This is a genomic window from Idiomarina loihiensis (assembly GCF_024584785.1).
Taxonomy (GTDB): Bacteria; Pseudomonadota; Gammaproteobacteria; order Enterobacterales; family Alteromonadaceae; genus Pseudidiomarina; species Pseudidiomarina fusca.
Genome location: NZ_CP074112.1, coordinates 1,293,779 through 1,320,578 on the forward strand (window position 1 = coordinate 1,293,779; position 26,800 = coordinate 1,320,578).

Here is a 26,800-nt window from a genome sequence, read left to right on the forward strand (position 1 = left end):
TCCTCATCTGTTTGAGCGCTTAGGTTAGCGCTTGATGAATAGATAATAGCAATCAGGTTGGTATTATCTAATTAATAATACCGATTAAAGATATCGACCGTCTCATTACAGGCGTTTGAGCTGTTCACGTAATTGAGTTAATTCATCCCTAATGCTTGCCGCTCGTTCAAATTCAAGATCTTTAGCCGCTTGATACATGGCTTTTTCTGCCGCTTCAATTTTCTGTACCAACAGTTTCGGATCGAACAAGCTCGCATCATAACTAGCTTGTGGCTCAGCTGCAGCCCGCTGTTGTTCTTTACGCGGCGCCCGAATACCCGTACCACCGAGGTCCATCACATCGGTGATGCGTTTGTTTAAGCCCTTTGGCGTGATGCCATGTTCTTCGTTATAGGCTTGCTGTTTTTGCCGGCGTCGATCGGTTTCGTCAATCGCCCGCTGCATCGAACCTGTGATTCTGTCCGCATACAAGATAGCGCGGCCATTGAGGTTTCGTGCGGCTCGGCCGATGGTCTGAATTAATGACCGGTCACTGCGCAAAAAGCCTTCTTTATCCGCATCGAGAATCGCCACTAAACTTACTTCAGGCATATCTAAGCCTTCACGTAACAAGTTGATTCCCACCAGCACATCAAATTCACCTAAGCGTAGGTCGCGAATAATCTCCATACGCTCCACCGTATCAATATCTGAATGCAGATAGCGAACACGAATACCATGTTCATCTAGGTAATCCGATAAGTCTTCTGCCATCTTCTTGGTTAAGGTGGTGGCTAGCACGCGCTCATTGCGTTCCACGCGGATTCTAACTTCTGACATCAAATCATCCACTTGAGTCGCAACTGGGCGAATCTCTATGAGCGGATCCACGAGGCCCGTTGGACGTACCACCTGCTCTACCACTTCACCGGCTGATTTTTCTAGTTCATATTTACCTGGCGTGGCCGAGACATAAATAAGTTGTGGCGCAATGGCCTCAAACTCATCGAACTTTAACGGCCGGTTATCCAGTGCCGATGGCAATCTAAACCCATAATTCACGAGGTTTTCTTTGCGCGAACGGTCGCCTTTGTACATGGCACCGATTTGCGACACAGTCACGTGTGATTCATCAATAATCATCAGTGCATCATCAGGCAAATAATCCAGCAAGGTTGGTGGCGGCTCGCCGGGCGCACGCCCAGATAGATAGCGCGAGTAGTTTTCGATACCAGAGCAATAACCCAGCTCTAGCATCATTTCTATGTCGTATTGAGTACGTTGACTCAGCCGCTGTTCTTCGACCAATTTATTGGCATCTAACAGTTGCTGTTTGCGCTCTTTTAATTCTTCTTTGATGCGTTCCACCGCCGCTAAAATGGTTTCGCGCGGGGTAACATAGTGGGTCTTCGGATACACGGTAGCTCGCGCCACGTCGGCTTCCGTTACTTGCCCCGTTAAGGGTTCAAAAAAGCTAATGCGGTCGATCTCATCATCGAATAGCTCCACCCGAATGGCCAACTGTTCAGATTCAGCCGGAAAAATATCTATCACTTCGCCGCGCACCCGATAAGTGCCACGCTCAAACGCCGCATCATTGCGTTTGTATTGCAGTTGCGCCAAGCGCCGCAAAATATCACGCTGATCGATCATATCGCCACGGCGTAAGTGCAGCATCATTTTCATGTAGGATTCAGGATCGCCCAAACCATAAATACAGGATACCGAAGCCACTAGCACCACGTCGCGGCGCTCCATCAGGGCTTTGGTGGCAGACAGCCGCATTTGTTCGATATGCTCGTTTATCGAGGCATCTTTCTCAATAAAAGTATCCGTGGTCGGCACATAAGCTTCGGGCTGATAGTAATCGTAATAAGACACGAAATACTCAACGGCATTGTTAGGAAAGAACTCTTTCATCTCGCCATACAATTGCGCCGCCAAAGTTTTGTTATGGGCCAAAATCAACGTTGGTCGCTGCACCTTGGCGATAACGTTAGCCATGGTAAAGGTTTTACCTGAACCAGTAACCCCAAGTAACGTTTGATGAGCCAGGCCAGCTTCCAGATTATCCACCAGAGCTTCGATAGCTTTGGGTTGGTCACCTGCGGGTTGATAGTCTGAGGTTAATTCGAAACGTTTCACCATGTTTTATCCTGTTACCGCGTGCTGCTGTTTGTCGCGTTCTTGTGCTAAGGCCCGTTGAAACCAAAACCAAGCCATGAAGCCAGTGACGATATTAGCAATAACGCCACCTACAAATAAGCCGGGTAGGTCGTACCAGAGTCCGCCCAGCCAGCTCAGGGGTACAAACATCACGAACAAACGGATCACACTTAAGCTCAACGCTGACATTGGCAAATGCAGAGCATTTAAACTTGAGTTGGTTAAAATAATCACCCCTTGCGCACCGTAGCCAAGCGGCATCACGTAGATGAATAAACGAATCAGTTCAGCCACTTCAGGGTCATTGGTAAAGACCGCTGCAATCATAGGAGCTAGGGCAATCAACAAGCCGTACATCAACAATTGAATGATCAATACGGCTCGCACTGCCACTTTGTAAGCGGCACCGACCCGATCAAAAGCATGAGCGCCAAAGTTTTGGCTAATGAGCGGTGGTAACGACATGGATAGTGCCAGAATGACCACACTGGCTAAGGATTCTAGCCGCGAGCCAACCCCAAACGCTGCGACCGCTTCAGCACCATAAACGGCCACCAAGGCAGTGAGTACCGCCATAGCCAGAGGGGTGAGCATGTTCGCACCCGCTGCGGGTAAGCCAATGCTCAAAATTTGGCGGGCTGAATGCAGCCAAGTGGCGCCACTAGGTGCGCGCAAACTCAACAGTTGCTTGTAGCGCAAATACCAGAGTACCAGCACACTACCAATAACCCAGGACAGCACACTCGCAAGCGCCGCACCTTGCACTCCTAGTGCCGGCACCGGGCCCCAACCGAAAATCAGAATAGGATCAAACACGGCGTTCAGTAAACCGCCTGAAGCCATGATCAAACTGGGCGTACGAGTATCGCCAGCCGCGCGTAACACCGCATTACCCACCATCGGGATAACTAACCAGACGGCGCCTATAAACCACTGTGTCATGTAGGCATAAATATCGGGTAACAAGCGTTCTTGGGCACCAAGCAGGGCAAAAATGGCTGGCATCAACAACCAGCCGATCAGAGCTAAGACAGCGACCAATAAAGCAGCGACGGTCAGTGCCGTAGTGCCATCAAAACGCGCATGCTCCTCGCGCCCCGAACCACGTTTACGAGCAATCACCGCCGAGGTACCAATGCCTAAGCCAATACTCAAGCTCACCACGGTAAAAGTTACCGGAAAGGTGAAACTAACCGCAGCGAGCGGATCCGTGCCTAGCATACCGACAAAAAAAGTATCAACCACGTTAAAGCTAATCAGCGTTAGTACGCCAATAATAACGGGCCAAGTCATCTGCCATAGGGTGCTAGGAATAGGCCGATGAAGCAACGATTTTGCCGACACTGCTGGGCTCATGAAGATACTCTTAGTTGTTACTGCTAGTTATTACTGCGGGACTGTAGTTTTGGACCTGTCGCTACGACTGCGACTTAGCCATTGCTTGGGTATCGTAAAGGCTCCTAGTGTACCCAAATTTGCTGGTTACTACCATCCTCAATCTACCCCGACCAGAGCTTGCTTGCGTGGACAAAAATAGCCAATATCTATATAGTAAAGCATCTTTTTTCCCCTCAATATTTTATTAACGGCTCTGAAGCAAGGGATACCAGCGTGAAATATCAACTTTCTGATCGTGTAAATGCTATTCAACCTTCTCCTACCCTAGCAGTTTCGCAAAAAGCCGCTGAGCTTAAAGCTGCTGGCCATGATGTGATTGGCTTAGGCGTTGGTGAGCCTGATTTTGATACGCCCCAATTCGTGAAGGATGCTGCCAAGGCCGCGATTGATGCTGGCCATACCAAATACACAGCCGTCGACGGTATTCCGCAACTGAAACAAGCGGTCATTAACAAATTTCAGCGCGACAATGGACTCAGCTACGAACCTGCAGAGATTTTGATTTCGGCGGGCGGTAAACACAGTATTTTTAATCTACTTAGTGCTTGGCTTAACCCAGGTGACGAAGTGCTGATCCCGGCACCTTACTGGGTGTCCTATCCTGATATGAGCTTATTGGTGGGTGCGGTACCACGCTTTATTGAAGCTGGTATTGAGCAACGCTATAAAATCACTGCGGCACAATTAGCGGCGGCCATTACCCCAGCCACTCGGTTACTGTTCTTAAATAGTCCTTCTAACCCAACTGGTACCGCCTATAGCAAAGCTGAATTGACAGCCCTAGCTGAGGTGTTGCGCCAGCATCCGCAAGTTCTTATTGCTACGGATGATATGTACGAACATATCTTGTGGACAGAAGAGGCTTTTCACAATATCGCCATGGTGGCGCCAGACTTACGTGACCGTATTGTGATTCTTTCTGGGGTGTCTAAAGCTTATGCCATGACCGGCTGGCGGATTGGTTACGCCGCGGGCCCTAAACCTTTGATTGCGGCAATGAAAAAGATTCAGTCACAGAGCACATCTAATCCAGCCAGCATTAGCCAATATGCGGCACTTGCAGCGTTAGAAGGTGACCAAACGTGCATTACCACCATGGTCACTGAATTTAAGAAACGCCATGATTATTTAGTTGCAGCACTCAATACGATTCCTGGTATGCAATGCATTGCTGGTGACGGCACTTTCTATACCTTTGCCAATATCACTGAACTCATGGCACAAAAAGGGGTGAGTACGGATATTGAATTATGCGAACAACTCTTGAATCAAGCTAAAGTGGCGCTGGTACCTGGTTCAGCCTTTGGTGCACCTGGCCATTGTCGCTTCTCTTTCGCCACCAGTATGGCAACTTTAGAAGAAGCGGTGCGACGTATTGATGCCTACGCTCGCGGTTAAACTGCTGACAAGTTCAAGGTTCTTTAAAATCCCGGCCCCGAGCCGGGATTTTTTATGAATCTTTGGTGACAACGACAATCAAACAGCTGTTTAAATTTTAACCACGGCAAGCTTTCTTGAAAACTCAAGCGATTAAAGCAAAAAGTCAAGCTATGATTGGCGATATTTGAAGCAAAGCTGACAAGAAATACACAGTGGCAGATCAAGAAAGAAGCGCTTCTTCAAGTTTTTCTTAAAGCCTGTAAAGTAACTCTGGGTATATATGTAAGCATTTGTTTTTATTGCGAAAATACAAATAGAGTCAATTTTTAAGCAATCTCTAAATCGGCCTGTATAGCGCACCATTCATGACTACTCACAGATTTTCCCACAAGGTTATCCACAGATTTAGTGGATAAGATCCGCTAGCCTTTTGAAATCAAGAGCTGCGCCGATCTGTGGATAACATAGGACGGATCACAACTATATCTTTTGATATAAACGCTGCCCTTGTTCACTCTTGACAAGGACTATTTTATCAAGTTTGCGCACAAAACGTGCAAACGAACTTTTTTAGTATTGACAGGCGCTGCAAGCCCCTTTAACATTCGCATCCGTTGCTTGAGGTGTTCCCCAGTAGCTCAGTTGGTTAGAGCGGTGGACTGTTAATCCATGTGTCGTTGGTTCGAATCCAACCTGGGGAGCCAACACCACCTTCCTTGCAACCTATTTGTAATTCCCCAGTAGCTCAGTTGGTTAGAGCGGTGGACTGTTAATCCATGTGTCGTTGGTTCGAATCCAACCTGGGGAGCCACAAATAACCTAGCCCCCACGCAACTCCCGCTTACTCCAGTTAACTCAATAGCGCTTTACCAATTGAAAATAATCATGCAATTCGCTTTGTTGCCACAGTCTTTTGCTCAGTTTAGCCACTGGTTCTTGAGCGCCTGCAGCTAACCAAGCAACCACCGCTTCTGCCACATTCGGCCATTTACAATAAACCGCACTGTCTTGCTCAATAAAGCGTTGTACTTGCTCTGTACTCAGTTCTTCCATCACCTGTGCAAGACCAGCAATGTCTAGACAACGCGCATTTGCTACTTGTTCAAACTGCCCTTGGAGCGGTCGTACTAACAATTTCTTGCCCATCGCTAAGGCTTCGCAGCTGGTTTCAAAGCCGGCGTTACTGATCACCCCTGCCACACTCGCAAAGCAATCCGCAAACCCCTGCCGGGATGGCGGGAAGTAATGCACATGCCCCACTTGCTGATGTTCTGCTTGGGGATGAAAAACACTGAACCGGTAATCGCTGAGGGGCGCCAGCAACTGATGGATTGCAGCGAGGTTCTCAAACGGTAGATAGACTAAATAATGTCGTTGCTGCAGATTCGTCACTTGCGCGCGTTGGTGAATAATAGGTGGCATCGTGTGCTGTCCATCCTCAAACCAATGCATGCCCAGCGCCTCACTTACCGGTGCAAACCAACGCAGCAACTGCCGTTGAGCGACATGAATAGGGAGTGTTTGCGTGGCTTTATAAAAGGCAAACTGGCGGCCAATACCAATCACTCGGCGCTGTTGTTTACGACCAGCCCAGGCGGTAATGGGTTCGTAGTCGCTAACGATGAGATCGTAAGGAGCTAGATCCAACTGCTGTACATCCTGCCAGAACTTACCCCAGTTATTGCGCCGCATGGTTTCTCGTAGCGATACTCGACCTTGCTGCACGGCAAAGGTGAGGCCTTCGCACCATTGCCAATCACCAAACGCTTCCATATCGAACAAAGCCGCTTGCGGCCGTCCTGATACTAAAAAATCAAGCTCGATATCGCTGCGTTGACTAGCAGCCTCAGCTAATGCCGCGCACCGGCTTAAATGACCGTTACCGGTGCCCTGTACTCCTACTAAGATACGCATGCTATCACTCCTATAGCGATCATACTTCCTAGCCCTATCCCAGCCAAAATGTCGCCCGGATAATGCACTCCTAATAACACCCGCGACGATCCCACCGCCACGGCCCAGGCATAAAACAACCACGACCAACTTGGCCAGGTCCAAGTTAACAGCGCTGCCATTAAAAATGCTGCGGTGGTATGCCCGGATGGAAAACTAAAAGGATCGTGCGCAATAATCACCGCTTTTAACGCTTGTTTGGCTTGATATGGACGGGGTCTCTTGTAGTAACGCTTGAGCAGGCAAAATAATGGTACTTCTAGCGCAAATCCCAACCATAATGCGTATTGCAACTGAGATTTGGTTTGTAATAATGCTAGCAGCAGGGCTAATCCAGCGTACAAATAGCCATCACCTGAATGCGATATCCAGCGCACCAACTTGCGTTGAGCTAAGGCGCGGTAACGATGATTACACCAACTAAAACTGCGCTGATCGTAGTCGTTTAGCTGCTTAATCCACCCCGTCATATGCTCTTCCTCTGCAGGTTAACTGGCGCAAATTTAACCAGTAGCCATGGCAGCTCTGTGACAACTCGATGAACAATCGATGACAAATGCTAATAACACTACATTTGATCGGTTGTTTATAGCGGCTAAAAATTCGATAATATGCAGTATCGATAAAGAGCGAACAGGTATCTTCATGAGTGACTACTTGCTGCTGTTGGTTGCAACAGTACTAGTCAACAATTTCGTGTTGGTTAAATTTCTTGGATTATGTCCCTTTATGGGCGTGTCTAATAAGCTAGAAACAGCCATTGGTATGTCGGCTGCGACCACCTTTGTGCTGACGTTAGCCTCGGTATGTAGCTACCTTGTTAACCAATACATCTTGGCACCGCTAGACTTAATGGCGCTGCAAACATTGAGTTTCATTTTAGTGATTGCCGTAGTGGTACAATTCACTGAAATGGTCGTACATAAAACTAGCCCCACGTTATACCGTTTACTGGGCATCTTTTTACCGTTAATTACTACCAACTGTGCGGTGCTTGGTGTGGCTTTGTTAAATATCAATGAACAACATAATTTTGTCGAGTCGATCATCTATGGCTTGGGTGCAGCGCTCGGCTTCTCGCTGGTCCTTATTTTGTTTTCAGCGTTGCGCGAACGCCTAGCTGCGGCCGATGTGCCGTTGCCGTTTAAAGGTGCGGCGGTGGCGATGATTACAGCCGGTCTGATGTCATTAGCCTTTATGGGATTTAGCGGCTTGGTGACCAACGCATGAGTATGTTGACTGCCATCATTGTGTTAGGTGTACTGGCGCTGGTGTTTGGGCTTATTCTTGGCTTCGCGGCGGTACGCTTTAAAGTGGAAAGCGATCCTATTGTGGATCAAATTGATGCTATTTTGCCGCAAACCCAATGTGGTCAGTGCGGCTATCCCGGCTGTCGCCCCTATGCCGAAGCCATTGCCAACGGCGATGCCATCAATAAATGCCCTCCGGGCGGCGAAGCAACCATTAAGCAACTAGCTGAGTTGATGGGCGTGGAACCACAACCTCTTGATGCCGCTCATGGTACCGAGGATGTTAAAAAGGTTGCGGTGATCCGTGAAGATGAATGTATCGGCTGTACCAAGTGTATTCAGGCTTGTCCGGTAGATGCCATTTTAGGTGCCGCCAAGCAAATGCATACGGTTATAGCCCATGAATGTACGGGCTGTGATCTTTGCGTGGAGCCCTGTCCAGTGGATTGTATTGATATGGTGCCGGTACCCGTGCGCCCAGAAAATTGGCAATGGAACCTAGAACAGATTCCAGTGACTGTTGTGGAGTCAGCTAAATAATGTCCGCGATCAACATCAGTGCTATTGAGGCAGGTCAGTTGTGGAGCTTTCACGGCGGCATTCATCCGCCCGAGCGCAAACAGCTATCGAACCAAACGCCCATCCAAACCTTGCCGTTAAGCAAGACGTTTGTGGTGCCGGTAAAGCAACACAGTGGTAACAGTGGTGAAATACTGGTCGCTGTCGGCGACGACGTCCGTGCTGGCCAACCACTCACCCAACCGGGCTTACAACGTGGCTTACCCGTGCACGCTCCTACCTCGGGTACAGTGCTGGCGATCGACGAACAGCCGATCGCTCATCCGTCGGGCCTAACTGACCTCACCATTACCCTTGCTGCCGATGGCCAAGATGCATGGTATCCAACCACTCCCTGCCCTGATTATCAGCAATTAAGTCGGGCTGAGCTGTTAGAGCGTATTCAAGCAGCCGGGATTGCAGGTTTAGGCGGTGCGGGCTTTCCTAGTGCACAAAAATTAGCGTTACAACGTCCGCTTGAGTATCTCATTATCAATGGCGTGGAATGCGAACCCTATATTACTGCTGATGATCGCTTAATGCGTGAACATGCCGCCGAAATCATCAGTGGCACCGAGATCTTAATGCAGGTTAGCGGTTGCAACAAAGCCTTGATTGCAATTGAAGAGAACAAGCCTGAGGCGATTGCGATATTTACCCAGTTACTCAGTGAACGCGCTGCAACAGCAAGCAGGATTGCGTTACGCCAAGTGCCGGTAAAATACCCCTCGGGCGGCGAGAAGCAACTGATTGAAATTTTAACCGGACGGCAAGTTCCCAGTCGCGGCCTGCCGATTGATGTCGGCTTATTGATGCACAACGTAGGAACTGCGTTTGCCATTCATCAAGCTATCGTACTGGGCATACCGTTAATACAACGGGTGGTTACCGTCACCGGTGAACAAGTGGATAAACCGGGTAACTATTGGGTTCGTCTCGGTACCCCTGTCGCTGATCTGCTAGCTTATGCGGGCTTTCATGAAACTACCGGTAAGGCTGCACAACGGGTGATCATGGGCGGGCCAATGATGGGCTTTGCCTTGGCAAATTTACAAGTGCCGGTGGTGAAAATCACCAACTGCTTATTATTGCCCTCCACTACCGAGTTAGCCCCAGCCCAACAAGAAATGAATTGCATTCGGTGTGGCGCCTGTGCTGACGTGTGCCCGGCGCAACTGTTGCCGCAGCAACTGCAATGGCTGGCCAAAGCCAAAGATTATGATGGCCTCGAGCAACAGAACCTGTTTGACTGTATTGAATGTGGAGCCTGCGCTTACGTCTGCCCAAGTGAAATTCCGTTGGTGCATTACTATCGTAAAGCCAAAGCTGAGATCCGCAATATTGCGCGCGAAAAAGCCAAGGCAGAAATTGCACGTGAACGCTTTGAAGCGCGCCAAGAGCGCCTTGAACGCGAAAAACAAGAACGATTAGAACGTCATCGGCAAGCTGCTGAAGCACGTAAAGCGGCCCAAGCTGAAGCGGTCGCCGCTGGCGCTGATAACCCGCAAGATGCGGTCCAAGCAGCTATTGCTCGGGCCAAAGCTCGCAAAGCCGCACAAGCTGCTGCTGCCGCCAAGGCCAACGACTCTGCCGAAGGTGAATCATCATGACATTTAAAATAGCCGCATCGCCCCACGCTCACCAACGGCGTACCACCACGCAAGTGATGCGTTGGGTTTACCTAGCGGTAATTCCTGGCATCTTGGTACACAGCTACTTTTTTGGCTTAGGGATTTTCTTACAACTGCTGTTAGCATTACTCACAGCATGGATTTGTGAAGCCGCCGTGATGCGTGTTCGTGGACGCTCCGTAGCGAGTGCCTGGCAGGATCATACCGCCATAGTGACTGCGGTGTTGTTAGCCATTAGCATACCCAGCTTGGCACCTTGGTGGATCATTGTGATTGGCACCGCCTTTGCCATCTTGGTGGTGAAGCATGTCTATGGTGGCGTTGGCCAAAATCTATTTAATCCTGCCATGGCTGGCTACGTGCTGTTACTGGTGTCCTTTCCGGTACAGATGACCAGTTGGCCGATCCCACAACAACTGGCACAGTTACAGTTATCGCTAGCCGATACGTGGCAGTTAATCAGCAGTGGTTATAGCCAAGCAGGCTATAGTTTAGAGCAATTGCGTAGTGGCATTGATGGGGTCACAATGGCGACTCCCCTAGATAGCTTACGCACCGATCTTAGTCATCAACTCACCACCGCAGAAGCGCTGCAAAAGCCTATTTTCGGAAGTTTTGCTGGGGTTGGCTGGGGCTACCTCAATCTGGCCTTTTTGCTTGGCGGCTTGGTGCTTATTTATCAACGTATTATCAGTTGGCATATCCCGGCCGGGGTGCTGCTAGGCTTAACGGTGCCTGCCACTTTGTTGTGGTTGTTCAATCCGGATCAAAGCATCTCTCCTTGGCTACATCTGATGAGTGGTGCAACCATGTTGGGGGCCTTTTTTATTGCCACCGATCCGGTAACAGCGGCAACGTCTAACAAAGGCCGCTTCATTTTCGGCCTCATCATTGGCGCTTTAGTGATGGTGATTCGCACTTGGGGGGGCTACCCTGATGCTGTTGCCTTTGCGGTGTTGCTAGCTAATATGGCCGTTCCCGTGATTGATAAGTACAGCCAACCGCTAGCCTATGGCCATGGAGGTAGAACATGATCGGCAAAAGTATGCGCCATAATGGTATGGTTCTAGCCTTGTTCGCTATTGTTGCAACCCTGCTCATTGTGGCCACAGCTCAGTTTACCGAGGAGCCCATTAAGCGCCAACAAGAGCAAGAATTGTTGCAAGTGCTGAACCAATTAATTCCACCTGAGCTGCATGATAACGACTTGTACCAGAGCTGTAGTTTAGTTGACCATGCTGAACTAGGGCCTGGCTCTCATCGCATTTATCGGGCTAGCCTGAACCAGCAAGCCACCGCCTTAGCGGTAGAAGTGACCGCACCGAATGGTTACAGTGGTGCGATTGAACTACTAGTAGCCTTCACCGTCGCCGGTGAGGTTAGTGGCGTGCGTACCCTACGCCATCAAGAAACCCCGGGCTTGGGTGATAAAATTGAGATCCGCAAAGATGATTGGATCACCAGTTTCAACGGTTTAACCGTGCAAGGAGCTGATGACAACCGCTGGGCCGTGACTCGCGATGGCGGTATGTTTGATCAATTTACTGGCGCTACTATCACCCCAAGAGCCGTAGTGCAGGCAGTAAAACGTGCCAACCTGTTATTTCAGCAGCAACAGCAACAGTGGTTCGCGGCCCCTAACAACTGTGCCGGAGTAAGCTCATGAACGCCTACAAAGAGTTAACCCTACAGGGCTTGTGGACCAACAACCCTGCCTTAGTGCAACTGCTAGGCCTGTGCCCTCTGCTCGCAGTTACCTCAACGGTAACCAATGCGTTGGGGCTTGGTTTGGCAACCTTACTGGTGTTGGTGGGTTCTAACGTCACCGTATCACTAGTGCGCGACTGGGTTCCTAAAGAAATTCGTATTCCGGTGTTTGTGATGGTGATTGCAACCTTTGTTACCGTCATGCAATTATTGATGAACGCTTATGTGTATGGCTTGTATCAATCGCTGGGTATTTTCATTCCGCTGATCGTCACCAATTGTGCCATCATTGGTCGTGCCGAAGCTTATGCCTCCAAGAACCCCTGGCAAAAATCGGCGTTTGATGGCCTGATGATGGGCTTAGGCTTCACCTTAGTACTGGTGTTGTTAGGCGCCATTCGTGAGATTATCGGTAACGGCACCCTGTTTGATGGTGCCGATTTACTGCTAGGAGCATGGGCCAGTGAGCTACGTATCGAACTGGTTCAATTTGACTACCCGCTGCTGTTGGCGATTTTGCCGCCGGGGGCCTTTATTGTGATGGGCTTTATCATTGCGGGTAAAAACTGGTTCGATCAGCGCCAAGCCGAGCGCGCCAAAACACCAGAAAAACAAGTAACGCGGGCTCGGGTTACGGCCCAATAACTATCATGAATAAAGACAAACGTATTGCCATTTTAACGCGCTTGCGCGAGCACAATCCGCACCCTACTACGGAACTTGAGTACAACTCGAGTTTTGAGTTACTGATTGCTGTGTTGTTATCGGCCCAAGCCACCGATGTTGGGGTAAATAAAGCGACTCGTAAACTCTTTGCCGCAGCCAATACTCCGGCAGCCATGTTAGCCTTGGGCGTGGACGGCGTTAAAGAGTACATTAAAACCATCGGCCTCTTTAATGCCAAGGCTGAGAACATCATCAAAACTTGTACTATCTTGGTGAATCAACATCAAGGCGCTGTGCCAGAAGACCGCGAGGCTCTAGAAGCCTTGCCAGGGGTTGGACGCAAAACCGCTAACGTGGTGCTCAATACAGCGTTTGGCTGGCCCACTATTGCCGTCGATACCCATATTTTTCGGGTTGCGAATCGGACTAAATTTGCGCCAGGCAAAACCGTCCGAGCGGTAGAAGATAGACTAGAAAAAGTGATTCCGGCCGAATTTAAAGTAGATGCTCATCACTGGTTTATTTTACACGGGCGATACACCTGTATTGCGCGTAAACCAAGATGTGGCAGTTGCTTAATCGAAGATTTGTGCGAATTTAAACAGAAGACATCAGACGAGGTTTAACATGAGACTACTGCACACCATGCTACGTGTTGGCGACCTGCAAGGCTCCATTCAATTTTACACCGAACTATTGGGCATGAAGCTATTACGTACCGCTGATAACGAAGAATACAAGTATTCTCTGGCGTTTGTTGGTTACGGCGATGAAGCTGACCATAGCGTGCTTGAGTTAACTTACAATTGGGGTGTTACTGAATACGAACACGGCGGTGCCTTTGGCCATATTGCTATTGGTGTTAGCGATATTTATCAAGTTTGTGAGCAATTAGAGCAAGCTGGTGCTGATGTTTATCGTAAGCCGGGGCCGGTTAAAGGTGGTAAAACCATCATTGCTTTTGTGCGTGATCCGGACGGTTATGCCATTGAGTTAATTGAGCGTAGCGCAGCCAATCCTGGAGATTTATGAGCCAGACGCCAACGCCAGCCAGCACTGCACCCGCTGCTGCGGTGACTATGCAAGAGCGCTTTCGCGGCTACATGCCGGTCGTTATTGACGTTGAAACCGCAGGTTTTAATGCCAAAACTGATGCCTTACTTGAAGTCGCCGCGGTTATTCTGGAATTCAATCAGGCCGGACAACTGCAACCGGCCAAATCTTTGCACTATCATGTTGAGCCTTTCGAAGGTGCTAACATTGAGCAAGCAGCCATCGATTTTAATGGCATTGATCCGCACTCGCCCCTACGCGGCGCAGTAGCAGAGAGCGAAGCTCTCAAAGACATGTTCAAGCCGATTCGTAAAGCGCAAAAAGACGCGGGTTGCCAACGTTGTATTTTAGTCGGCCACAATGCGACCTTTGATCATAGCTTTGTTATGGCAGCAGCAGAGCGAGCACAACTCAAACGTAATCCGTTCCATCCGTTTGTTACTTTTGACACGGCCGCTTTAGCTGCGGTGTTTTTAGGTCAAACCGTGCTGATCAAAGCATGCCAAGCAGCTGGTATTGCCTTTGATAGTAAACAAGCGCATTCTGCCCTGTATGATACTGAACGTACAGCTGAGCTGTTTTGCTATATGGTTAATCGCTATCAAGATCTCGGTGGCTGGCCCTTGCAACCAGCAAGCAACAGCTAAGCCTCGCTGGCACTTAACTGGCGCATAACACAAACAATAACAAGGAAACGCATATGCCCACCCATCACCGTGTTCCATTATTCTTAGCCAGCCTGTTTGTGGTGGTCGTCTGCTGGTCAGCCATAGCGCCTGCTGATAATCGGGTTTGGTGGGCTGAAATGGTACCTATTTTTGCGATCTTTATCGGCTTGGCCGTCACCTACAAGCACTTTCAGTTTAGCAATACCAGCTACCTTTTGATGAGCGTGCTACTCATCATGCACACCATAGGTGCGCATTACACCTTTGCCAAAGTGCCATTTGATTGGGTCACCGAAACCTTTGCCTTTGAGCGTAATCATTACGACCGGGTGGCTCATTTTAGTGTGGGCTTTTATGCCTATGCAGCGGCTGAGTTATTGCTGCGTAAGCAATGGGCTCGCCCCGTGACGGCGATGTTATTCGGGCTGTTTTTAATCATGGCCGTAGCCGCCGCCTACGAGATCATTGAATGGCAATTCGCGGTGATTGAAGGCGGCAATGCCGGCATCGAATTTCTGGGCTCACAAGGTGACCCCTGGGATGCGCAAAAAGACATGCTGGCTGATACCCTAGGAGCTATTGCCGCGCTAGTCTTGTTCTATTTCTCGCATTGGGTTAAGCCTGCTAAAGACTAAACCCCAATGTCTTCATGCCATAACTGCGGATGCTGCTGAATAAAGTTTTGCATTAATTCGATACAGCTAGCATCCTGCCTTACCTCCACCTCAATTCCGGCCTCAAGCAAGCGCTGTTCAGCACCCATAAAGGTCTGATTTTCACCAATAACTACCTTCTTGATGCCATAGAGCTCAATTGCTCCTGCGCACATGCAACAAGGGGATAAGGTGGTGTAAATGGTGCATTCCCGATAAACTTTCGCCGGTTGCCTCCCGGCATTTTCAAGGGCATCCATTTCGCCATGCAAAATAGGGCTGCCACTTTGAACCCTTCGATTATGGCCACGACCGATGATCTTGCCTTGGTGCACCAGTACCGAACCTATGGGCACCCCGCCCTCAGCTAAGCCTTGTTTTGCTTCAGCGATAGCCGCTTGCATAAATTCATCCATTGTTTGCGCTCCTGATGTTTTGCAGATTCACCATAAATACTTTCTCTGATATCCAGCATAGCCCAAATTCTGCTATTATGAACCGTCTATTCATCACGTATAAGTTAGCACATCTATCATGAGCACTGTCGCAATGCCAACCACCCAACCTCCTCTCAGCCAGTTCAGTCAGCTTCCGTTAGCAGCCAATTTGTTGCAACGCGTGGCCGAGCTTGGCTACAGCACCATGACCCCCGTTCAAGCAGGCAGTTTGCCGGTGATTTTGGCGGGCCAAGATGTGGTGGTACAGGCCCCAACCGGCTCCGGAAAAACCGCAGCCTTTGCGCTAGGCTTGTTAACCAAGCTGGTGCCCGCTCAGCAAGCACCTCAAGCACTGGTAATGTGTCCAACACGTGAGCTGGCCGAACAAGTAGCCGAAGTCATTCGTAGTCTTGCCAAAGCCATCGGCGATGTGAAAGTACTGACACTTTGTGGTGGGGTGCCAGCGCGAGGCCAGCGTGAGTCATTGCAGCACGGTGCAAACATTCTGGTGGGTACGCCAGGGCGTATTCTAGATTTGCTGCAGCAGCAAGCTTTCAGCACAGCAGCCATCCACACGTTGGTCTTGGATGAAGCGGATCGCATGCTAGAAATGGGCTTTATCGATGATCTTAAGGCTATTGTGAAGACGCTACCGGGCCAGCGCCAAACGTTATTGTTTAGTGCCACCTACCCAACCACTATCGCCCAACTAGCGCAACAGGTAAGCCAGCAGGCAAAGCATATTCAAGCGGAAGATGCTGCAGTACCAGCGGCTATTACCCAACGTTTTTATGAGTTAACCGACACTGCCGCGAACGCAGTGGCAAATCTTCTGCTCCAATTACAGCCACCCAGCTGTATGGTGTTCTGTAATACCAAAGCTGAGACGCAAAACATTGTGACCCACTTGCTCGGCCAAGGCATTAGCGCCACCGCCTTAAATGGTGATCTTGACCAAAAACAGCGCGATCAAGCAATGATTCAATTTCTCCATGGTAGTGTCCGCGTGTTAGTTGCAACGGATGTCGCCGCGCGGGGCGTGGATGTGGATCAATTACCCTTGGTGATTAACGTGCATATGGCCCATGACCTTGATACCCACACCCATCGCATTGGCCGTACTGGGCGGGCTGGCAGTGCTGGCCTAGCTATTACGCTACTAGGGGCACAGGATAACTATCAAAGGCATCTGCTAGAAGACCAACTCGATAAACCTATTCAGCTGTTAGCACTACCAGCACCGGCTGCGGCTGCGGCTAATCTTAGCTTGCCCGCACTGTGGAGTACGCTGCAAATCACTGGGGGCAAGAAAGATAAACTGCGCCCAGGTGACATTGTTGGCGCCCTCACCAAAGATAATCAACTGAAAGTAGACGCGATAGGTAAAATCAAAGTACTTAGCCAGTGGTCTTTTGTGACGGTCCGCAAAGCTCAGGTGAAAGCCGCACTGGCCATTCTCAATAACGACAAAATCAAAGGTAAGCGCTTTCGCGCACGAGCGCTCTAACGGGCAGCCAATCTCTTGTCGCCATGCCGTAAAAGGCCACAAAAAAAGCCCCAGCACTGAAACCAGTAGCTGGGGCTTATTCTTTGAATTAGTCTAAAAGTTTAGGCTATTACAGTTTGCCAGCGTTTTTCGACAAGTAGTCTGCTACCCCTTTAGGGTCTGCTTTCATGCCTTCGTCGCCTTCTTTCCAACCAGCTGGGCACACGTCACCGTGTTTCTGGTGGAAGTTTAACGCGTCAACCAAACGAATCATTTCGTCGATGTTGCGGCCTAATGGCAAGTCGTTCACGATTTGATGACGTACCACGCCTTCTTCATCGATCAAGAATGACGCACGGAAAGCCACGCCGTCAGTTGGATGCTCAACATCGTAAGCACGGCAAATTGAATGCTTAACGTCGGCTACTAATGGATATTTAACCGCACCAATGCCGCCGTCTGCTTCAGCGGTGTTACGCCATGCGTTGTGCGTGAATTGTGAATCGATAGACACACCGATAACTTCTACACCACGTTTTTTGAATTCTTCTAAACGGTGGTCAAATGCGATCAACTCAGAAGGACATACGAAGGTGAAATCTAATGGGTAAAAGAAAACAACCGCTTTCTTACCTTTAATTTGCTCGTATAAGTTAAAGCTATCAACAATTTCACCGTTTCCTAATACCGCTGCAGCAGTGAAGTTAGGAGCCTTACGACCTACTAATACACCCATGTTATATCTCCGTTTTCTAGGTTTACTTATTCTGCTGGGGCCGGATGGCGCTCAGCAACTTCTGCAATTAAAGCCTGCAATTCACCTTTTTGGAACATTTCCAAAATGATGTCACAACCACCCACTAATTCGCCTTCAATCCACAATTGTGGAAAGGTAGGCCAATCAGCGTAAGCGGGTAATTCTGCACGAATATCTGGGTTTTGCAAAATATCAACATAAGCAAATGGCTGACCACAGCTCATTAGTGCTTGCGATGCTTGCGCAGAAAATCCACAGCTTGGTAATTTAGGTGACCCTTTCATGTATAACAGAATAGGGTTTTCAGCAATTTGCTGTTTGATCTTTTCAACAGTTTCCATGCATACCTCAGATGTAGAGCGTTTTAAAATGGCCATTAGTTTAGCATATCGAGCCTGCCTTATCAGCACTCCCAAAGTAAGTAGTTAGGTTAAATAAACCCAGCCAGCCCCCTTGAAATAAACTTTTATGCCACAATCTAACTATATAGTGACTGCAGGATCTTATTTCAATGCTAGAATGCATTGGCATGAGAAACTAGAATGTTTCAAAATCCATACGCAAATAATAACGGAGAGTCGACATGGCATTTGAATTACCAGCATTGCCTTATGCAAAAGATGCACTAGAGCCACACATTTCAGCTGAAACCATTGAATACCACTACGGTAAGCACCATCAGACTTATGTTACCAAATTAAATGATGCGGTAGCTGGTACTGACTTAGAAAGCCAATCGCTAGAAGACATCATCAAGTCTAGCAAAGGTGGCGTGTTCAATAACGCAGCACAAGTGTGGAACCACACTTTCTACTGGCACTGCTTAAGCCCAAATGGCGGCGGCGAGCCAACTGGTGCGGTAGCGGACGCAATTAATGCGGCGTTTGGTTCATTCGCTAAGTTCAAAGAAGAATTTAGTGCCCAAGCAGCTGGCAACTTCGGTTCTGGTTGGACTTGGCTAGTTAAAAAGGCGGATGGTTCGGTTGCTATCGTAAACACCAGCAACGCTGAAACCCCGTTAACTGATGCTTCAGTAACCCCTATTTTAACTGTTGATGTGTGGGAACACGCCTACTACATCGATTACCGTAATGCCCGTCCAAACTACTTAAATGCATTTTGGAACTTAGTGAACTGGGATTTCGTAGCGAAAAACTTCGCTTAATCCGTTTCGCTCATGGCCCGAGTGCATGCACTCGGTGCCCATAAAAAAAACTCCAGTACTGTGCTTACAGTAACTGGAGTTTTTTTATATCCAACCCGTACTTACTTAACCAGTGCTTACTCAACCAGTACTTACTCAACCAATACTTACTCAACCAATACTTACTCAACCAATACTTACTCAACCAATACTTACTCAACTAAGTTATCAGGGATCTCACTGCGCATGCTATGCCAGATACGGCCCGATTGATAACCGTATTCGCGTACTAATAATACCGCATCGTCACGGCGCGAATCTGCCGCCATGGTTTTTAAATCCGCGTAGTATTTGCGAGCTAATTGCCGAGCTTGTGGATTTGAGAAGTAAAAATTACCAATCCGTGAATACAAGCCTTTAAAGCCGTTCAGTACCAACACATAAATAGGATTGCCAGAGGCCATGGCTAAGTCATGATTCAATTGATAATCATATTGACTGAAGGCTTCGGCACTATCTTCTAAGGTAGCCGCAGCGGTGAGTAATTCGGCTACTCGTTCTGGTGCATTTCGAACCGCTTGGCGAATGTAAATGGCACTGATATTAGTACGTGCCGACAACAATTGATCCACCAATTCAGGCATACCATCTTCATCTAACCTAGCTAAGGTTTCGAGAATGTTAAGGCCTGAAGTTTCCCAGAAGTTATTCACCCGTGTAGGCTTACCATGTTGAATGGTTAACCAACCGTCACGGGCCAGCCGCTGCAAAACTTCACGTAAGGTGGTGCGGGTTACCCCAATCAACTCGGACAGCTCTCGTTCTGCGGGAAGAATGGTACCTGGCGCAAAATGCCCGTTCCATATAGATTTTACGATATATTCCTCGGCAAAACCTGCTGGACTCTTTGCTTTGATGATCATGAAATGCCCTGTAGTTTGAATAACGGGTGCCTGCTTACTGCTGATATTTGTCATAGTGAGGGCTGATTCTACCAGCCTTTTCAATGGTCGGACAAGTTTTGCGAAAATATTTACCGAGATCTTGATTGAGCCCGTCAGCGCATCATTATTATCGACAATTTTAAGCTGCTAAGGTAAGGTGCCGGCAGTACATCATTGTGAAGAGACTCAGTATGTTAAAACATCTAGCCAAGCTACCAACGCAACGTTTGCCCTGGTTGTTGTTATTGTTGAGCGTTTTAGCTTTACTTAGCTTTGCGCTTTATGTCCAACATGGTTTGGGCATTGAACCTTGCGTTAAATGTATTTACCAACGAACCGCCATCATCGCCATTGGCTTGGCTGCCTTTGTTGGCCTCCTAAGACCACAACAGCTGCTGTTGCGCAGTTTAGCTTGGTTGGCTTGGCTGGTGGCAGCAGTTTGGGGCTATGTTATCGCGGCCGAACACGTGCAGCTACAGCAAGCAGAAAACTCCTTTTTTATTGTCTGCGAGGCCTTTCCTAACTTTCCTAGCTGGTTACCCTTGCACGAGTTGCTGCCTAATCTCTTTGGTGCACCCGGCCTATGTGGCGATATTGACTGGCAATTTGCCGGCTTAAGTATGCCGATGTGGATGCAAATCATTTTTGCTAGTTATGCCATCGTAGCCGTGGCGGTCATGCTGATTCGTTTACTAGTGCAGCGTGCTCTTTAAAAGGGGTAAGGGTTAAAAAGCTATCAAGGGGTATCTTGCAGCGGCCAAGTCACGATGCGGTCTTCTAATTCGGCCGCAAAGTCGCGTTCATTGATAACTCGGCCCACCACGCTCATCCCCGCTGCCACCATGGCATCTTTACTACCTTGGTGACGTAACGGATGCCAACTTGGCAACGAACGCCCTTCAGCAAGACGACGGTAAGCACAGCTGTTAGGTAAATAATACAACTGCTGCAAGTTGTCTTGGCTTATCACTACACAATCAGGAACGATGTCGAAGCGCGTCGCATACTGCTTGCAGCTGCCGCTCTCAGCGCAAAGTAGTTGGCAACTGACATCGGTAAAATAGAGCTCATCGGTGTCATCATCCACCAGCTTATGTAAGCAGCACTTGCCACAACCATCACAGAGTGACTCCCACTGCTCGGTCGTCATCTCAGCTAATGGCGTAGTTTGCCAAAATGGTTTAGCCACGTCCGGCCTCCACCTGGCCCTGCCATTGCCAGGCGCTAGAGCCACTATCAGCCGGCTGCAACCACAGCTTTAACTCATCACCAACCGCTAACCCGGCCACACCGGCAGGAGTTCCGGTTAACACCACATCGCCAGGGACTAAGCTAAAAGACTGACTCACTTCAGCTAAGAGTTCTGCAATCGGAAAGATCATCAGCCGCGAATCCCCCTGTTGCCGCGGTTGGCCATTTACCTCTAGGCCAAACTGCAAGGGTTGATCCAGCGCCAGTTCTGCGCTTGTGAGCCAACTAGATAGCACACAGGCGCCATCGAAGGCTTTGGCACGCTCCCATGGCTGCCCTTGCGCTTTGAGCTGGCATTGCACCTCACGCAGGGTTAAATCTAACGCCACCCCTACGGCAGCAATGGCCGTTTGTGCGCTGGCAGGGGTCGCTGCGGTCAAGGGCTGCCCAATCAGCACCGCGAGTTCAACTTCATGTTGGCATTCACCTTGCTGGGTTGGAATCGTCACCTTGGGTAAATAGGTGATGCTCGAGGGGGGCTTCATAAACAGTAACGGTGCCGCCGGCACCTCATTACCTAACTCAGCTGCATGGGCCGCATAATTGCGGCCCACACACACAATTTTCGACGGTTGCGGTAAAGCAAGCTGGTCCGCTTGATACATACCAATTACCGCGGAAACCGAATACGATCCGACAAATAACCCACCGCTGCCACAAAGTAGTGCGAACGGTTCCAGCGCATCAGGGCATCGTAATTGGTATAAGCGAGATAGACGCGGCCCTGCTGGTCATCAGGAATCACCACAGAGGCTTCAATATCGTCCCGTTGCGGTAAATCACTCCCGTCCATTCGACGCACGCCCAATTGTTGCCATTCAGCTAGAGTTTTCTTGGTTTTCAACGAAGCTAAACTGGCATCAAAAGAGTCTGGTAGTTGCACTTGGCGACCCCAAGTAACATCATCCCGCCAGCCCACAGATTTAAGGTAGTTGGCCGCCGAGGCAAAGACATCGCCCATCGAGCCCCAGATATCTTTACGACCATCGCCATCATAGTCCACTGCGTACTGCATGAATGAACTTGGCATAAACTGGGTTTGTCCCATAGCACCGGCCCACGAGCCGCGCATTTGTTCAATCGGAATATGCTGTTCTTCTACGATGGTGAGTGCGTGCCATAATTCTTTCTTAAAAAAGGCCTCACGACGCCCTTCGTAAGCCATGGTGGTGAGCGCTGAAATCACGTCTTGGCCGCCAGTAAAGCTACCAAAATTGGTTTCAATGCCCCACAGCGCCACGATAAACCGCGGTTGTACGCCATATTCAGCGCCAATTTGCTCTAATAAATCGCGGTGCTCTTGGTATTTCTCTACTGCCTTTTTGGCTTTCCACTCAGGGACAGCACGCGGTAAGTAAGTATCCAGCGTGAGTTTGAATTCCGGTTGATTACGATCGGCTTTAACCGATCGTTGGTACAGTTTCACCTCAGCAAAAGCTGTGTCTAAGGTACTTTGGGCGTAACCATCGGCCAAGGCTTCTTGTTTAAGTTTGGCCACATAAGCAGCGAAACCATCAGCACTAATTTCGTTCTCATTGGCCTGAGCCACAGTAGCGCTTAGCCCCATTAACAGTGCTACGGCAACCGAACAACATGCTTTAATCATTGAAAGACTCCTTTGGTTTCAATGTTTTTAATAGGTTTTCCTGTGGCTCGGGTAGTTGTAAATAGAACCCAGGCTCAGTTAAGTGTTGCTTTAACTCTGCCACACTCAACCGCGCTAACGAGCGCGATTCAGTTAAGGCGAGCGTCATCACATGAATAGGTTGACCGAAACTTTGCTGCAAAGGTTCAGGAAGTTTTGTAAAGTCGGCAGGATGCGGCATATATAAATAGGTATCCGCGCGGCGCGGACTGCGATAAATCGCACACAACATAGTCAGGCGCTCTCTTTCATTTATGAGTGATGCTGAGATAATAACTTTTCAGCGAATGCTTTCAGCTTAGCCCCGCGCCAACCCGTTAACAAGTCTGGCGTCATTAATTCTGCTTGAGCAGCGGCTGGCACTTGCCAAAACCAATGAATCACATCGTTGATTTGACGCCGTGAGGCGACCAAACTGGGCTGTAACTGCAGTTCAGCAGCAACCTCGTTAACGCGCTTCTTCAACTCATTGAACACCACTTTATAGCCGCGCATATCCGTTAAGCGTTCTAAACTCGCTGGTTGCTCACTGGCATGAGCCCCTTTGCTGATGGCTTGCAGCAGGGCTTCACCAGCGTAGCGTACTGTCACCGGAGATAAGTCGGTCACCCCACGTAGATGATGAATACTGCTTGGCATGCGTCGTGCCAGCTCAAGTAAGGTATGATCTTTAGCGACAAAGCTCAGTGGAATATCAGATTTCTGTGCCCGCGCTAAACGCCATTGCAATAACTCACGCAATACCGCCAGTTGTTGGCGATTGCACTGCCAAGCATTACCAAAACTCAAATAAAGCCAATGTGGTGGGTCTTGATGGGCACGCTTTTGTACTTGCAGCGCCGTTTCTTCTAACACAATCGCTAGCTGCTCAGGGCTTAACTCTGCCAACAGCTGCGGGTAAATTTGATGCAAATAAAACACATCAGCCGCGGCATAATCAAGCTGCTCAGTTGCCAAAGGCCGTTGCAGCCAATCGGTTCTTGATTGGGATTTGTCCAGCTCTACTTGGTTATAATGAGCCACTAGGGCAGCGTAGCCTAACGCATCGCCATGGCCAGCTACCGCTGCCGCAATTTGGGTATCAAACACGCCAGTCACCACCTGCCCCATGTGCTGGGACAAGATCTCATAGTCTTCGCCACCGGCATGAATCACGAGGGGTTGTTGTTGATTGGCGAACAACTGCCACAGTGGCGTTAAATCCGTCACTGCAAGTGGGTCAATCAACACCAGCAAGTCATCGGCGCGAACCTGGATTAAACCTAATTTGGCATAATAGGTGCGGGTACGGACAAATTCCGTGTCTACCGCTAAAAAACTTGCAGAATCAGCTTGTTGGCAAAACCCAGCAAGCTGCTCTGCAGTGGTGATCAGATTAAAAGGAAGCATTAATTATTTCGCTTTGGCCTCTTCTTCGTCACGTAACTCACGCCGTAAAATTTTCCCGACATTAGTTTTTGGTAGCTCCTCACGGAACTCCACTAATTTTGGCACTTTATAACCGGTCATATTTTCACGTGAATACGCAATCAATTCTTTTTCAGTGAGCGACTTATCCTTGCGTACCACAAAGATTTTGACTTGCTCACCCGAACTTTCGTGAGGTACCCCTACTGCGGCAACTTCAAGAACTTTCGGATGTTCAGCAATCACGTCTTCTATTTCGTTAGGATACACATTAAAGCCTGACACTAAGATCATGTCTTTTTTGCGGTCCACAATTTTGAAGAAGCCTTGCTCATCCATCAAACCGATATCACCTGTGGCAAACCAGCCATCAATCATCACTTTGGCGGTTTCATCAGGACGGTTCAGATAACCTACCATCACTTGCGGGCCGCGCACTTGTAATTCGCCGGCTTCGCCTTGTGGTAACACCTCGCCAGTATCGACATCAACGATACGCACTTCAGTAGATGGTAATGGCAACCCTATGGTACCGTTGTAATGCTCTATATCCGTAGGATTAACGGTCACTATCGGTGAACATTCAGTTAAGCCGTAGCCTTCTAGTAAGCGCGATTTAGTCACTCGCTCCCAGTGCTCGGCAACGGCGCGTTGCACTGCCATACCGCCACCTAAAGCGATCTTAAGATGGGAAAAATCTAAATCTTTAAAGCCATCGGCATGTAATAACCCATTAAACAAGGTGTTCACACCAGAAATGATAGAGAACGGGTATTTGCTTAATTCTTTTACGAAGCCTGGCATATCGCGCGGATTGGTAATCAGAATATTGCGTCCACCGTGCTTCATAAAGGTCAAGCAGTTGGCCGTAAGCGCAAAGATATGGTACAGCGGCAACGCCGTGATCACGGTTTCTTCGCCATCCACCACCAAAGGTGCGACCAACGCCGATACCATTTCTAGGTTCGCGACCATATTGCGATGCGACAACATGGCGCCTTTAGCTAACCCAGTAGTACCGCCGGTATATTGCAAGAAAGCCAGATCATCACCACTTATTTGCGGTCGTTGATACTTAGCTTTGGCGCCTTGCGCTAGTACCTGTTTGAACTGCGTCGTATGCTGCAACGAATAGGCTGGCACCATCTTTTTCACGTATTTAACTACGAAGTTAACAATCCAACGCTTCGGTGCTGGTAACATGTCACCAATACTGGTCAGGAGCACTTTCTTGACCGGTACCTCAGTAATCACTTTCGCTAGGGTGTGCGCAAAGTTATCCAAAATAACAATGGCCTGCGCATTGGCATCACTTAACTGATGCTTTAATTCGCGGGCAGTGTATAGCGGGTTCACGTTAACCACGGTCATCCCAGCTCGCAATACACCAAACAACGCAATGGGATATTGCAGTAAGTTTGGCATCATCAAAGCGACGGCATCGCCCTTTTGCAAACCTTGCTGTTGCAGGTAAGCGGCAAAATCTTTACTGAGCGTATCTAACTCATTAAACGTCAGCTCAGTGTCCATGTTTACAAACGCAACTTTATCGCCGTACGTTTTTACACTTTGCTCAAAAATATCAATTAACGAGTTAAAGTGATCCGGGTCAATGGTCTCCGGAACCCCTGCTGGATAGCGTTTTAGCCAAATTTTATCCACGCGCTTCATGCTCCTGAATACTTTTAATTAAAATTTACTAACACGCAATCATCGCATATCCGACCAGTGTTGCCTAGCCGTTATGATGCCGAATTATCTGTGATAAATAACCAATAATCGCATCTGGGCGCTCCATATGAACATGATGACCGCCTTCAACTTCGTGTACTCGTAGGTGCGGAACTTGCTCACGCCAGTCTTGTAAGGCCGTTTTTAGACGCTGATGTCCGTGGCTACCCAACAGCACGGTAAAAGGACATTCAATGTGGGCTAGCACATCACCAATCTGAGCCGCAGTTAAGCGCACCGCAGAACTTACCCGCAGTTGCCCATCAGCACGAAACTGATAATGTTCGGGGCCGAATTGCTCAATGCCGCGTTCAACTAAAAGCGCCGCTAATTCTCGACTAAAATCACCAGCTTGAGCGCGGGCGCTGATGGCTAAATCAAGATTGGGATAGCGTGGCGGTTGTTTTTGCTGTTGCTGCCAACGACTACGAAAGCCTTGGCGGAGCTCGGCTGTGGTTTTATCCGCAGCGGTGGCAATCAAACCGAAGGCCTCTATTGCCAACAATTCGCTCACTAACTCTGGCGCAATGCCTGCCAACATATTGGCCGCATAGGCACCCATGGAATGGGCCACAATAGCCACCTGAGGCCATTGCTGTTGCTGGCACAAGCTCCAGATATCGTAGACATAATCGATAAAGGGATAATAATTGCCCGCCGGTCGATGGTCAGAATGCCCATGCCCAGCCCAATCCAGTGCTATCAAACGATAGTCACCGGCTAGATCCGACTGCAAAAATTCTTCGGCAAGAGGCAAAAAGCTGTGACAATTATCCAGCCAGCCATGCAGAGCCAAGAGTGGGTAACCATCTGTAGGCCCCCATTGCAAACCACGCATGGTGCCCCAGGGTAAATCAAAAGAAACAGGCTCAGCATGATGCCGAGCCTGTTGATAACGCAGTTGCGTAGACGGTGCTATTGCCGTTGTCGTCACAA

29 protein-coding genes and 2 tRNA genes are annotated in these 26,800 nt (G+C 48.9%); 16 read left to right on the forward strand and 15 right to left on the reverse strand.

From position 1 onward, the window contains the following. Positions 1 to 105: 105 nt before the first annotated feature. Together uvrB and KGF88_RS06230 are read right to left on the reverse strand one after the other, a co-directional pair. Positions 106 to 2,127: an excinuclease ABC subunit UvrB gene (gene uvrB, locus KGF88_RS06225; RefSeq protein ID WP_153826664.1), complete on the reverse strand. Its 2,022-nt coding sequence runs from the start codon at positions 2,125 to 2,127 to the stop codon at positions 106 to 108. Between the two features lie 3 nt (positions 2,128 to 2,130). Continuing rightward, a complete protein-coding gene (locus KGF88_RS06230) occupies positions 2,131 to 3,501 on the reverse strand; it encodes an MATE family efflux transporter (RefSeq protein WP_153826665.1) in 1,371 nt (456 codons plus the stop codon). A gap of 255 nt (positions 3,502 to 3,756) precedes the next feature. Between KGF88_RS06230 and KGF88_RS06235 the strand changes: the two genes are divergently transcribed. From KGF88_RS06235 to KGF88_RS06245, 3 genes are all read left to right on the forward strand, one after another. Beyond that, entirely contained in the window at positions 3,757 to 4,941 is a 1,185-nt protein-coding gene (locus KGF88_RS06235; protein WP_162014538.1) for a pyridoxal phosphate-dependent aminotransferase, read from the forward strand. Positions 4,942 to 5,550: 609 nt separating this feature from the next. Continuing rightward, positions 5,551 to 5,627 (forward strand) — tRNA-Asn (locus tag KGF88_RS06240). A 30-nt stretch (positions 5,628 to 5,657) separates the two neighbouring features. Then, positions 5,658 to 5,734, forward strand: a tRNA-Asn gene (locus KGF88_RS06245). A 44-nt stretch (positions 5,735 to 5,778) separates the two neighbouring features. On the opposite strand, the gene KGF88_RS06250 is transcribed toward KGF88_RS06245, so the two are convergent. Both KGF88_RS06250 and KGF88_RS06255 read right to left on the reverse strand, forming a co-directional pair. Next, on the reverse strand, positions 5,779 to 6,837 hold the full coding sequence (locus KGF88_RS06250; RefSeq protein ID WP_153826667.1) for a glycosyltransferase family protein: 1,059 nt from the start codon (positions 6,835 to 6,837) through the stop codon (positions 5,779 to 5,781). Further along, a complete protein-coding gene (locus tag KGF88_RS06255; protein ID WP_153826668.1) occupies positions 6,825 to 7,346 on the reverse strand; it encodes a phosphatase PAP2 family protein in 522 nt (173 codons plus the stop codon). The genes KGF88_RS06250 and KGF88_RS06255 overlap by 13 nt, the downstream gene beginning before the upstream one ends. 175 nt (positions 7,347 to 7,521) lie before the next feature. On the opposite strand from KGF88_RS06255, the gene rsxA reads away from it, so the two are divergent. Genes rsxA through KGF88_RS06305 form a run of 10 tightly spaced genes read left to right on the forward strand, consistent with a single transcriptional unit; the run spans position 7,522 to position 15,044 of the window. After that, positions 7,522 to 8,106: an electron transport complex subunit RsxA gene (gene rsxA / locus KGF88_RS06260; RefSeq protein WP_110074676.1), complete on the forward strand. Its 585-nt coding sequence runs from the start codon at positions 7,522 to 7,524 to the stop codon at positions 8,104 to 8,106. Next, the gene (gene rsxB / locus KGF88_RS06265) at positions 8,103 to 8,666 is read left to right on the forward strand and encodes an electron transport complex subunit RsxB (protein ID WP_110074677.1); all 564 of its coding nucleotides are present in this window, start codon (positions 8,103 to 8,105) and stop codon (positions 8,664 to 8,666) included. Before rsxA ends, rsxB begins: the two co-directional genes overlap by 4 nt. After that, complete coding sequence (rsxC, locus tag KGF88_RS06270; RefSeq protein ID WP_153826669.1) at positions 8,666 to 10,294, forward strand: electron transport complex subunit RsxC; 1,629 nt, start codon at positions 8,666 to 8,668, stop codon at positions 10,292 to 10,294. The genes rsxB and rsxC overlap by 1 nt, the downstream gene beginning before the upstream one ends. Continuing rightward, the gene (gene rsxD / locus KGF88_RS06275; RefSeq protein ID WP_153826670.1) at positions 10,291 to 11,349 is read left to right on the forward strand and encodes an electron transport complex subunit RsxD; all 1,059 of its coding nucleotides are present in this window, start codon (positions 10,291 to 10,293) and stop codon (positions 11,347 to 11,349) included. Before rsxC ends, rsxD begins: the two co-directional genes overlap by 4 nt. After that, positions 11,349 to 11,981 carry an electron transport complex subunit RsxG gene (gene rsxG, locus KGF88_RS06280; protein ID WP_416380903.1) on the forward strand — a complete coding sequence of 211 codons (633 nt, stop codon included), beginning with the start codon at positions 11,349 to 11,351 and terminating at the stop codon, positions 11,979 to 11,981. The genes rsxD and rsxG overlap by 1 nt, the downstream gene beginning before the upstream one ends. Further along, positions 11,978 to 12,667: an electron transport complex subunit E gene (locus KGF88_RS06285; protein ID WP_110074681.1), complete on the forward strand. Its 690-nt coding sequence runs from the start codon at positions 11,978 to 11,980 to the stop codon at positions 12,665 to 12,667. Before rsxG ends, KGF88_RS06285 begins: the two co-directional genes overlap by 4 nt. A gap of 5 nt (positions 12,668 to 12,672) precedes the next feature. Beyond that, positions 12,673 to 13,314 (forward strand): endonuclease III, encoded by a 642-nt coding sequence (nth, locus tag KGF88_RS06290; protein WP_054202968.1) that lies wholly within the window; start codon positions 12,673 to 12,675, stop codon positions 13,312 to 13,314. A gap of 1 nt (position 13,315) precedes the next feature. Beyond that, positions 13,316 to 13,720 carry a lactoylglutathione lyase gene (gene gloA / locus KGF88_RS06295; RefSeq protein ID WP_153826672.1) on the forward strand — a complete coding sequence of 135 codons (405 nt, stop codon included), beginning with the start codon at positions 13,316 to 13,318 and terminating at the stop codon, positions 13,718 to 13,720. Beyond that, entirely contained in the window at positions 13,717 to 14,388 is a 672-nt protein-coding gene (gene rnt, locus KGF88_RS06300; protein ID WP_110074683.1) for a ribonuclease T, read from the forward strand. Before gloA ends, rnt begins: the two co-directional genes overlap by 4 nt. A 53-nt stretch (positions 14,389 to 14,441) precedes the next feature. Further along, positions 14,442 to 15,044, forward strand: coding sequence for a DUF2238 domain-containing protein (locus KGF88_RS06305; protein WP_153826673.1), 603 nt, complete (start codon positions 14,442 to 14,444; stop codon positions 15,042 to 15,044). Here KGF88_RS06305 and KGF88_RS06310 read toward each other — a convergent pair. After that, positions 15,041 to 15,478 carry a nucleoside deaminase gene (locus KGF88_RS06310; protein ID WP_153826674.1) on the reverse strand — a complete coding sequence of 146 codons (438 nt, stop codon included), beginning with the start codon at positions 15,476 to 15,478 and terminating at the stop codon, positions 15,041 to 15,043. The two genes, KGF88_RS06305 and KGF88_RS06310, sit on opposite strands and share 4 nt — an antisense overlap. A 118-nt stretch (positions 15,479 to 15,596) precedes the next feature. Between KGF88_RS06310 and dbpA the strand changes: the two genes are divergently transcribed. After that, complete coding sequence (gene dbpA / locus KGF88_RS06315) at positions 15,597 to 17,006, forward strand: ATP-dependent RNA helicase DbpA (protein ID WP_228759520.1); 1,410 nt, start codon at positions 15,597 to 15,599, stop codon at positions 17,004 to 17,006. Positions 17,007 to 17,115: 109 nt separating this feature from the next. Here the strand turns inward: dbpA and KGF88_RS06320 are convergent, their stop codons facing one another. Further along, positions 17,116 to 17,721 carry a peroxiredoxin gene (locus tag KGF88_RS06320; RefSeq protein WP_110074687.1) on the reverse strand — a complete coding sequence of 202 codons (606 nt, stop codon included), beginning with the start codon at positions 17,719 to 17,721 and terminating at the stop codon, positions 17,116 to 17,118. A 26-nt stretch (positions 17,722 to 17,747) separates the two neighbouring features. Then, positions 17,748 to 18,083, reverse strand: a complete 336-nt coding sequence (locus KGF88_RS06325) for a Grx4 family monothiol glutaredoxin (protein ID WP_153826675.1) — start codon at positions 18,081 to 18,083, stop codon at positions 17,748 to 17,750. 242 nt (positions 18,084 to 18,325) lie between these two features. Here KGF88_RS06325 and sodB point away from each other — a divergent pair, with 242 nt between their 5' ends. Further along, positions 18,326 to 18,907, forward strand: coding sequence for a superoxide dismutase [Fe] (gene sodB, locus KGF88_RS06330; RefSeq protein ID WP_110074689.1), 582 nt, complete (start codon positions 18,326 to 18,328; stop codon positions 18,905 to 18,907). A gap of 191 nt (positions 18,908 to 19,098) precedes the next feature. Here the strand turns inward: sodB and fadR are convergent, their stop codons facing one another. Then, complete coding sequence (gene fadR, locus KGF88_RS06335; protein WP_110074690.1) at positions 19,099 to 19,809, reverse strand: fatty acid metabolism transcriptional regulator FadR; 711 nt, start codon at positions 19,807 to 19,809, stop codon at positions 19,099 to 19,101. A 212-nt stretch (positions 19,810 to 20,021) separates the two neighbouring features. Here fadR and dsbB point away from each other — a divergent pair, with 212 nt between their 5' ends. Beyond that, positions 20,022 to 20,543 (forward strand): disulfide bond formation protein DsbB, encoded by a 522-nt coding sequence (gene dsbB / locus KGF88_RS06340; RefSeq protein WP_153826676.1) that lies wholly within the window; start codon positions 20,022 to 20,024, stop codon positions 20,541 to 20,543. Positions 20,544 to 20,566: 23 nt separating this feature from the next. Here the strand turns inward: dsbB and KGF88_RS06345 are convergent, their stop codons facing one another. From KGF88_RS06345 to KGF88_RS06375, 7 genes are all read right to left on the reverse strand, one after another. Then, positions 20,567 to 21,019, reverse strand: a complete 453-nt coding sequence (locus KGF88_RS06345; RefSeq protein ID WP_162014539.1) for a YcgN family cysteine cluster protein — start codon at positions 21,017 to 21,019, stop codon at positions 20,567 to 20,569. Continuing rightward, positions 21,012 to 21,686, reverse strand: coding sequence for a fumarylacetoacetate hydrolase family protein (locus KGF88_RS06350; RefSeq protein WP_153826677.1), 675 nt, complete (start codon positions 21,684 to 21,686; stop codon positions 21,012 to 21,014). Before KGF88_RS06350 ends, KGF88_RS06345 begins: the two co-directional genes overlap by 8 nt. A 5-nt stretch (positions 21,687 to 21,691) precedes the next feature. Continuing rightward, a complete protein-coding gene (locus tag KGF88_RS06355) occupies positions 21,692 to 22,687 on the reverse strand; it encodes a lytic murein transglycosylase (protein WP_110074694.1) in 996 nt (331 codons plus the stop codon). After that, the gene (locus KGF88_RS06360; RefSeq protein WP_110074695.1) at positions 22,680 to 22,958 is read right to left on the reverse strand and encodes a YcgL domain-containing protein; all 279 of its coding nucleotides are present in this window, start codon (positions 22,956 to 22,958) and stop codon (positions 22,680 to 22,682) included. Before KGF88_RS06360 ends, KGF88_RS06355 begins: the two co-directional genes overlap by 8 nt. 20 nt (positions 22,959 to 22,978) lie before the next feature. Next, positions 22,979 to 24,115: a ribonuclease D gene (gene rnd / locus KGF88_RS06365; protein ID WP_153826678.1), complete on the reverse strand. Its 1,137-nt coding sequence runs from the start codon at positions 24,113 to 24,115 to the stop codon at positions 22,979 to 22,981. A 3-nt stretch (positions 24,116 to 24,118) separates the two neighbouring features. Next, positions 24,119 to 25,795, reverse strand: a complete 1,677-nt coding sequence (fadD, locus tag KGF88_RS06370; RefSeq protein WP_162014540.1) for a long-chain-fatty-acid--CoA ligase FadD — start codon at positions 25,793 to 25,795, stop codon at positions 24,119 to 24,121. Positions 25,796 to 25,868: 73 nt separating this feature from the next. Beyond that, positions 25,869 to 26,798 carry an alpha/beta fold hydrolase gene (locus KGF88_RS06375; RefSeq protein ID WP_153826680.1) on the reverse strand — a complete coding sequence of 310 codons (930 nt, stop codon included), beginning with the start codon at positions 26,796 to 26,798 and terminating at the stop codon, positions 25,869 to 25,871. Positions 26,799 to 26,800 lie beyond the last annotated feature (2 nt).

Coding starts and splice junctions, on each gene's coding strand:
- uvrB (WP_153826664.1), bottom strand. CDS start 2,127: ATGGTGAAACGTTTCGAATTAACCTCAGACTATCAACCCGCAGGTGAC.
- KGF88_RS06230 (WP_153826665.1), bottom strand. CDS start 3,501: ATGAGCCCAGCAGTGTCGGCAAAATCGTTGCTTCATCGGCCTATTCCT.
- KGF88_RS06250 (WP_153826667.1), bottom strand. CDS start 6,837: ATGCGTATCTTAGTAGGAGTACAGGGCACCGGTAACGGTCATTTAAGC.
- KGF88_RS06255 (WP_153826668.1), bottom strand. CDS start 7,346: ATGACGGGGTGGATTAAGCAGCTAAACGACTACGATCAGCGCAGTTTT.
- rsxA (WP_110074676.1), top strand. CDS start 7,522: ATGAGTGACTACTTGCTGCTGTTGGTTGCAACAGTACTAGTCAACAAT.
- rsxB (WP_110074677.1), top strand. CDS start 8,103: ATGAGTATGTTGACTGCCATCATTGTGTTAGGTGTACTGGCGCTGGTG.
- rsxC (WP_153826669.1), top strand. CDS start 8,666: ATGTCCGCGATCAACATCAGTGCTATTGAGGCAGGTCAGTTGTGGAGC.
- rsxD (WP_153826670.1), top strand. CDS start 10,291: ATGACATTTAAAATAGCCGCATCGCCCCACGCTCACCAACGGCGTACC.
- KGF88_RS06285 (WP_110074681.1), top strand. CDS start 11,978: ATGAACGCCTACAAAGAGTTAACCCTACAGGGCTTGTGGACCAACAAC.
- nth (WP_054202968.1), top strand. CDS start 12,673: ATGAATAAAGACAAACGTATTGCCATTTTAACGCGCTTGCGCGAGCAC.
- gloA (WP_153826672.1), top strand. CDS start 13,316: ATGAGACTACTGCACACCATGCTACGTGTTGGCGACCTGCAAGGCTCC.
- rnt (WP_110074683.1), top strand. CDS start 13,717: ATGAGCCAGACGCCAACGCCAGCCAGCACTGCACCCGCTGCTGCGGTG.
- KGF88_RS06305 (WP_153826673.1), top strand. CDS start 14,442: ATGCCCACCCATCACCGTGTTCCATTATTCTTAGCCAGCCTGTTTGTG.
- KGF88_RS06310 (WP_153826674.1), bottom strand. CDS start 15,478: ATGGATGAATTTATGCAAGCGGCTATCGCTGAAGCAAAACAAGGCTTA.
- dbpA (WP_228759520.1), top strand. CDS start 15,597: ATGAGCACTGTCGCAATGCCAACCACCCAACCTCCTCTCAGCCAGTTC.
- KGF88_RS06320 (WP_110074687.1), bottom strand. CDS start 17,721: ATGGGTGTATTAGTAGGTCGTAAGGCTCCTAACTTCACTGCTGCAGCG.
- KGF88_RS06325 (WP_153826675.1), bottom strand. CDS start 18,083: ATGGAAACTGTTGAAAAGATCAAACAGCAAATTGCTGAAAACCCTATT.
- sodB (WP_110074689.1), top strand. CDS start 18,326: ATGGCATTTGAATTACCAGCATTGCCTTATGCAAAAGATGCACTAGAG.
- fadR (WP_110074690.1), bottom strand. CDS start 19,809: ATGATCATCAAAGCAAAGAGTCCAGCAGGTTTTGCCGAGGAATATATC.
- dsbB (WP_153826676.1), top strand. CDS start 20,022: ATGTTAAAACATCTAGCCAAGCTACCAACGCAACGTTTGCCCTGGTTG.
- KGF88_RS06350 (WP_153826677.1), bottom strand. CDS start 21,686: ATGTATCAAGCGGACCAGCTTGCTTTACCGCAACCGTCGAAAATTGTG.
- KGF88_RS06355 (WP_110074694.1), bottom strand. CDS start 22,687: ATGATTAAAGCATGTTGTTCGGTTGCCGTAGCACTGTTAATGGGGCTA.
- KGF88_RS06360 (WP_110074695.1), bottom strand. CDS start 22,958: ATGTTGTGTGCGATTTATCGCAGTCCGCGCCGCGCGGATACCTATTTA.
- rnd (WP_153826678.1), bottom strand. CDS start 24,115: ATGCTTCCTTTTAATCTGATCACCACTGCAGAGCAGCTTGCTGGGTTT.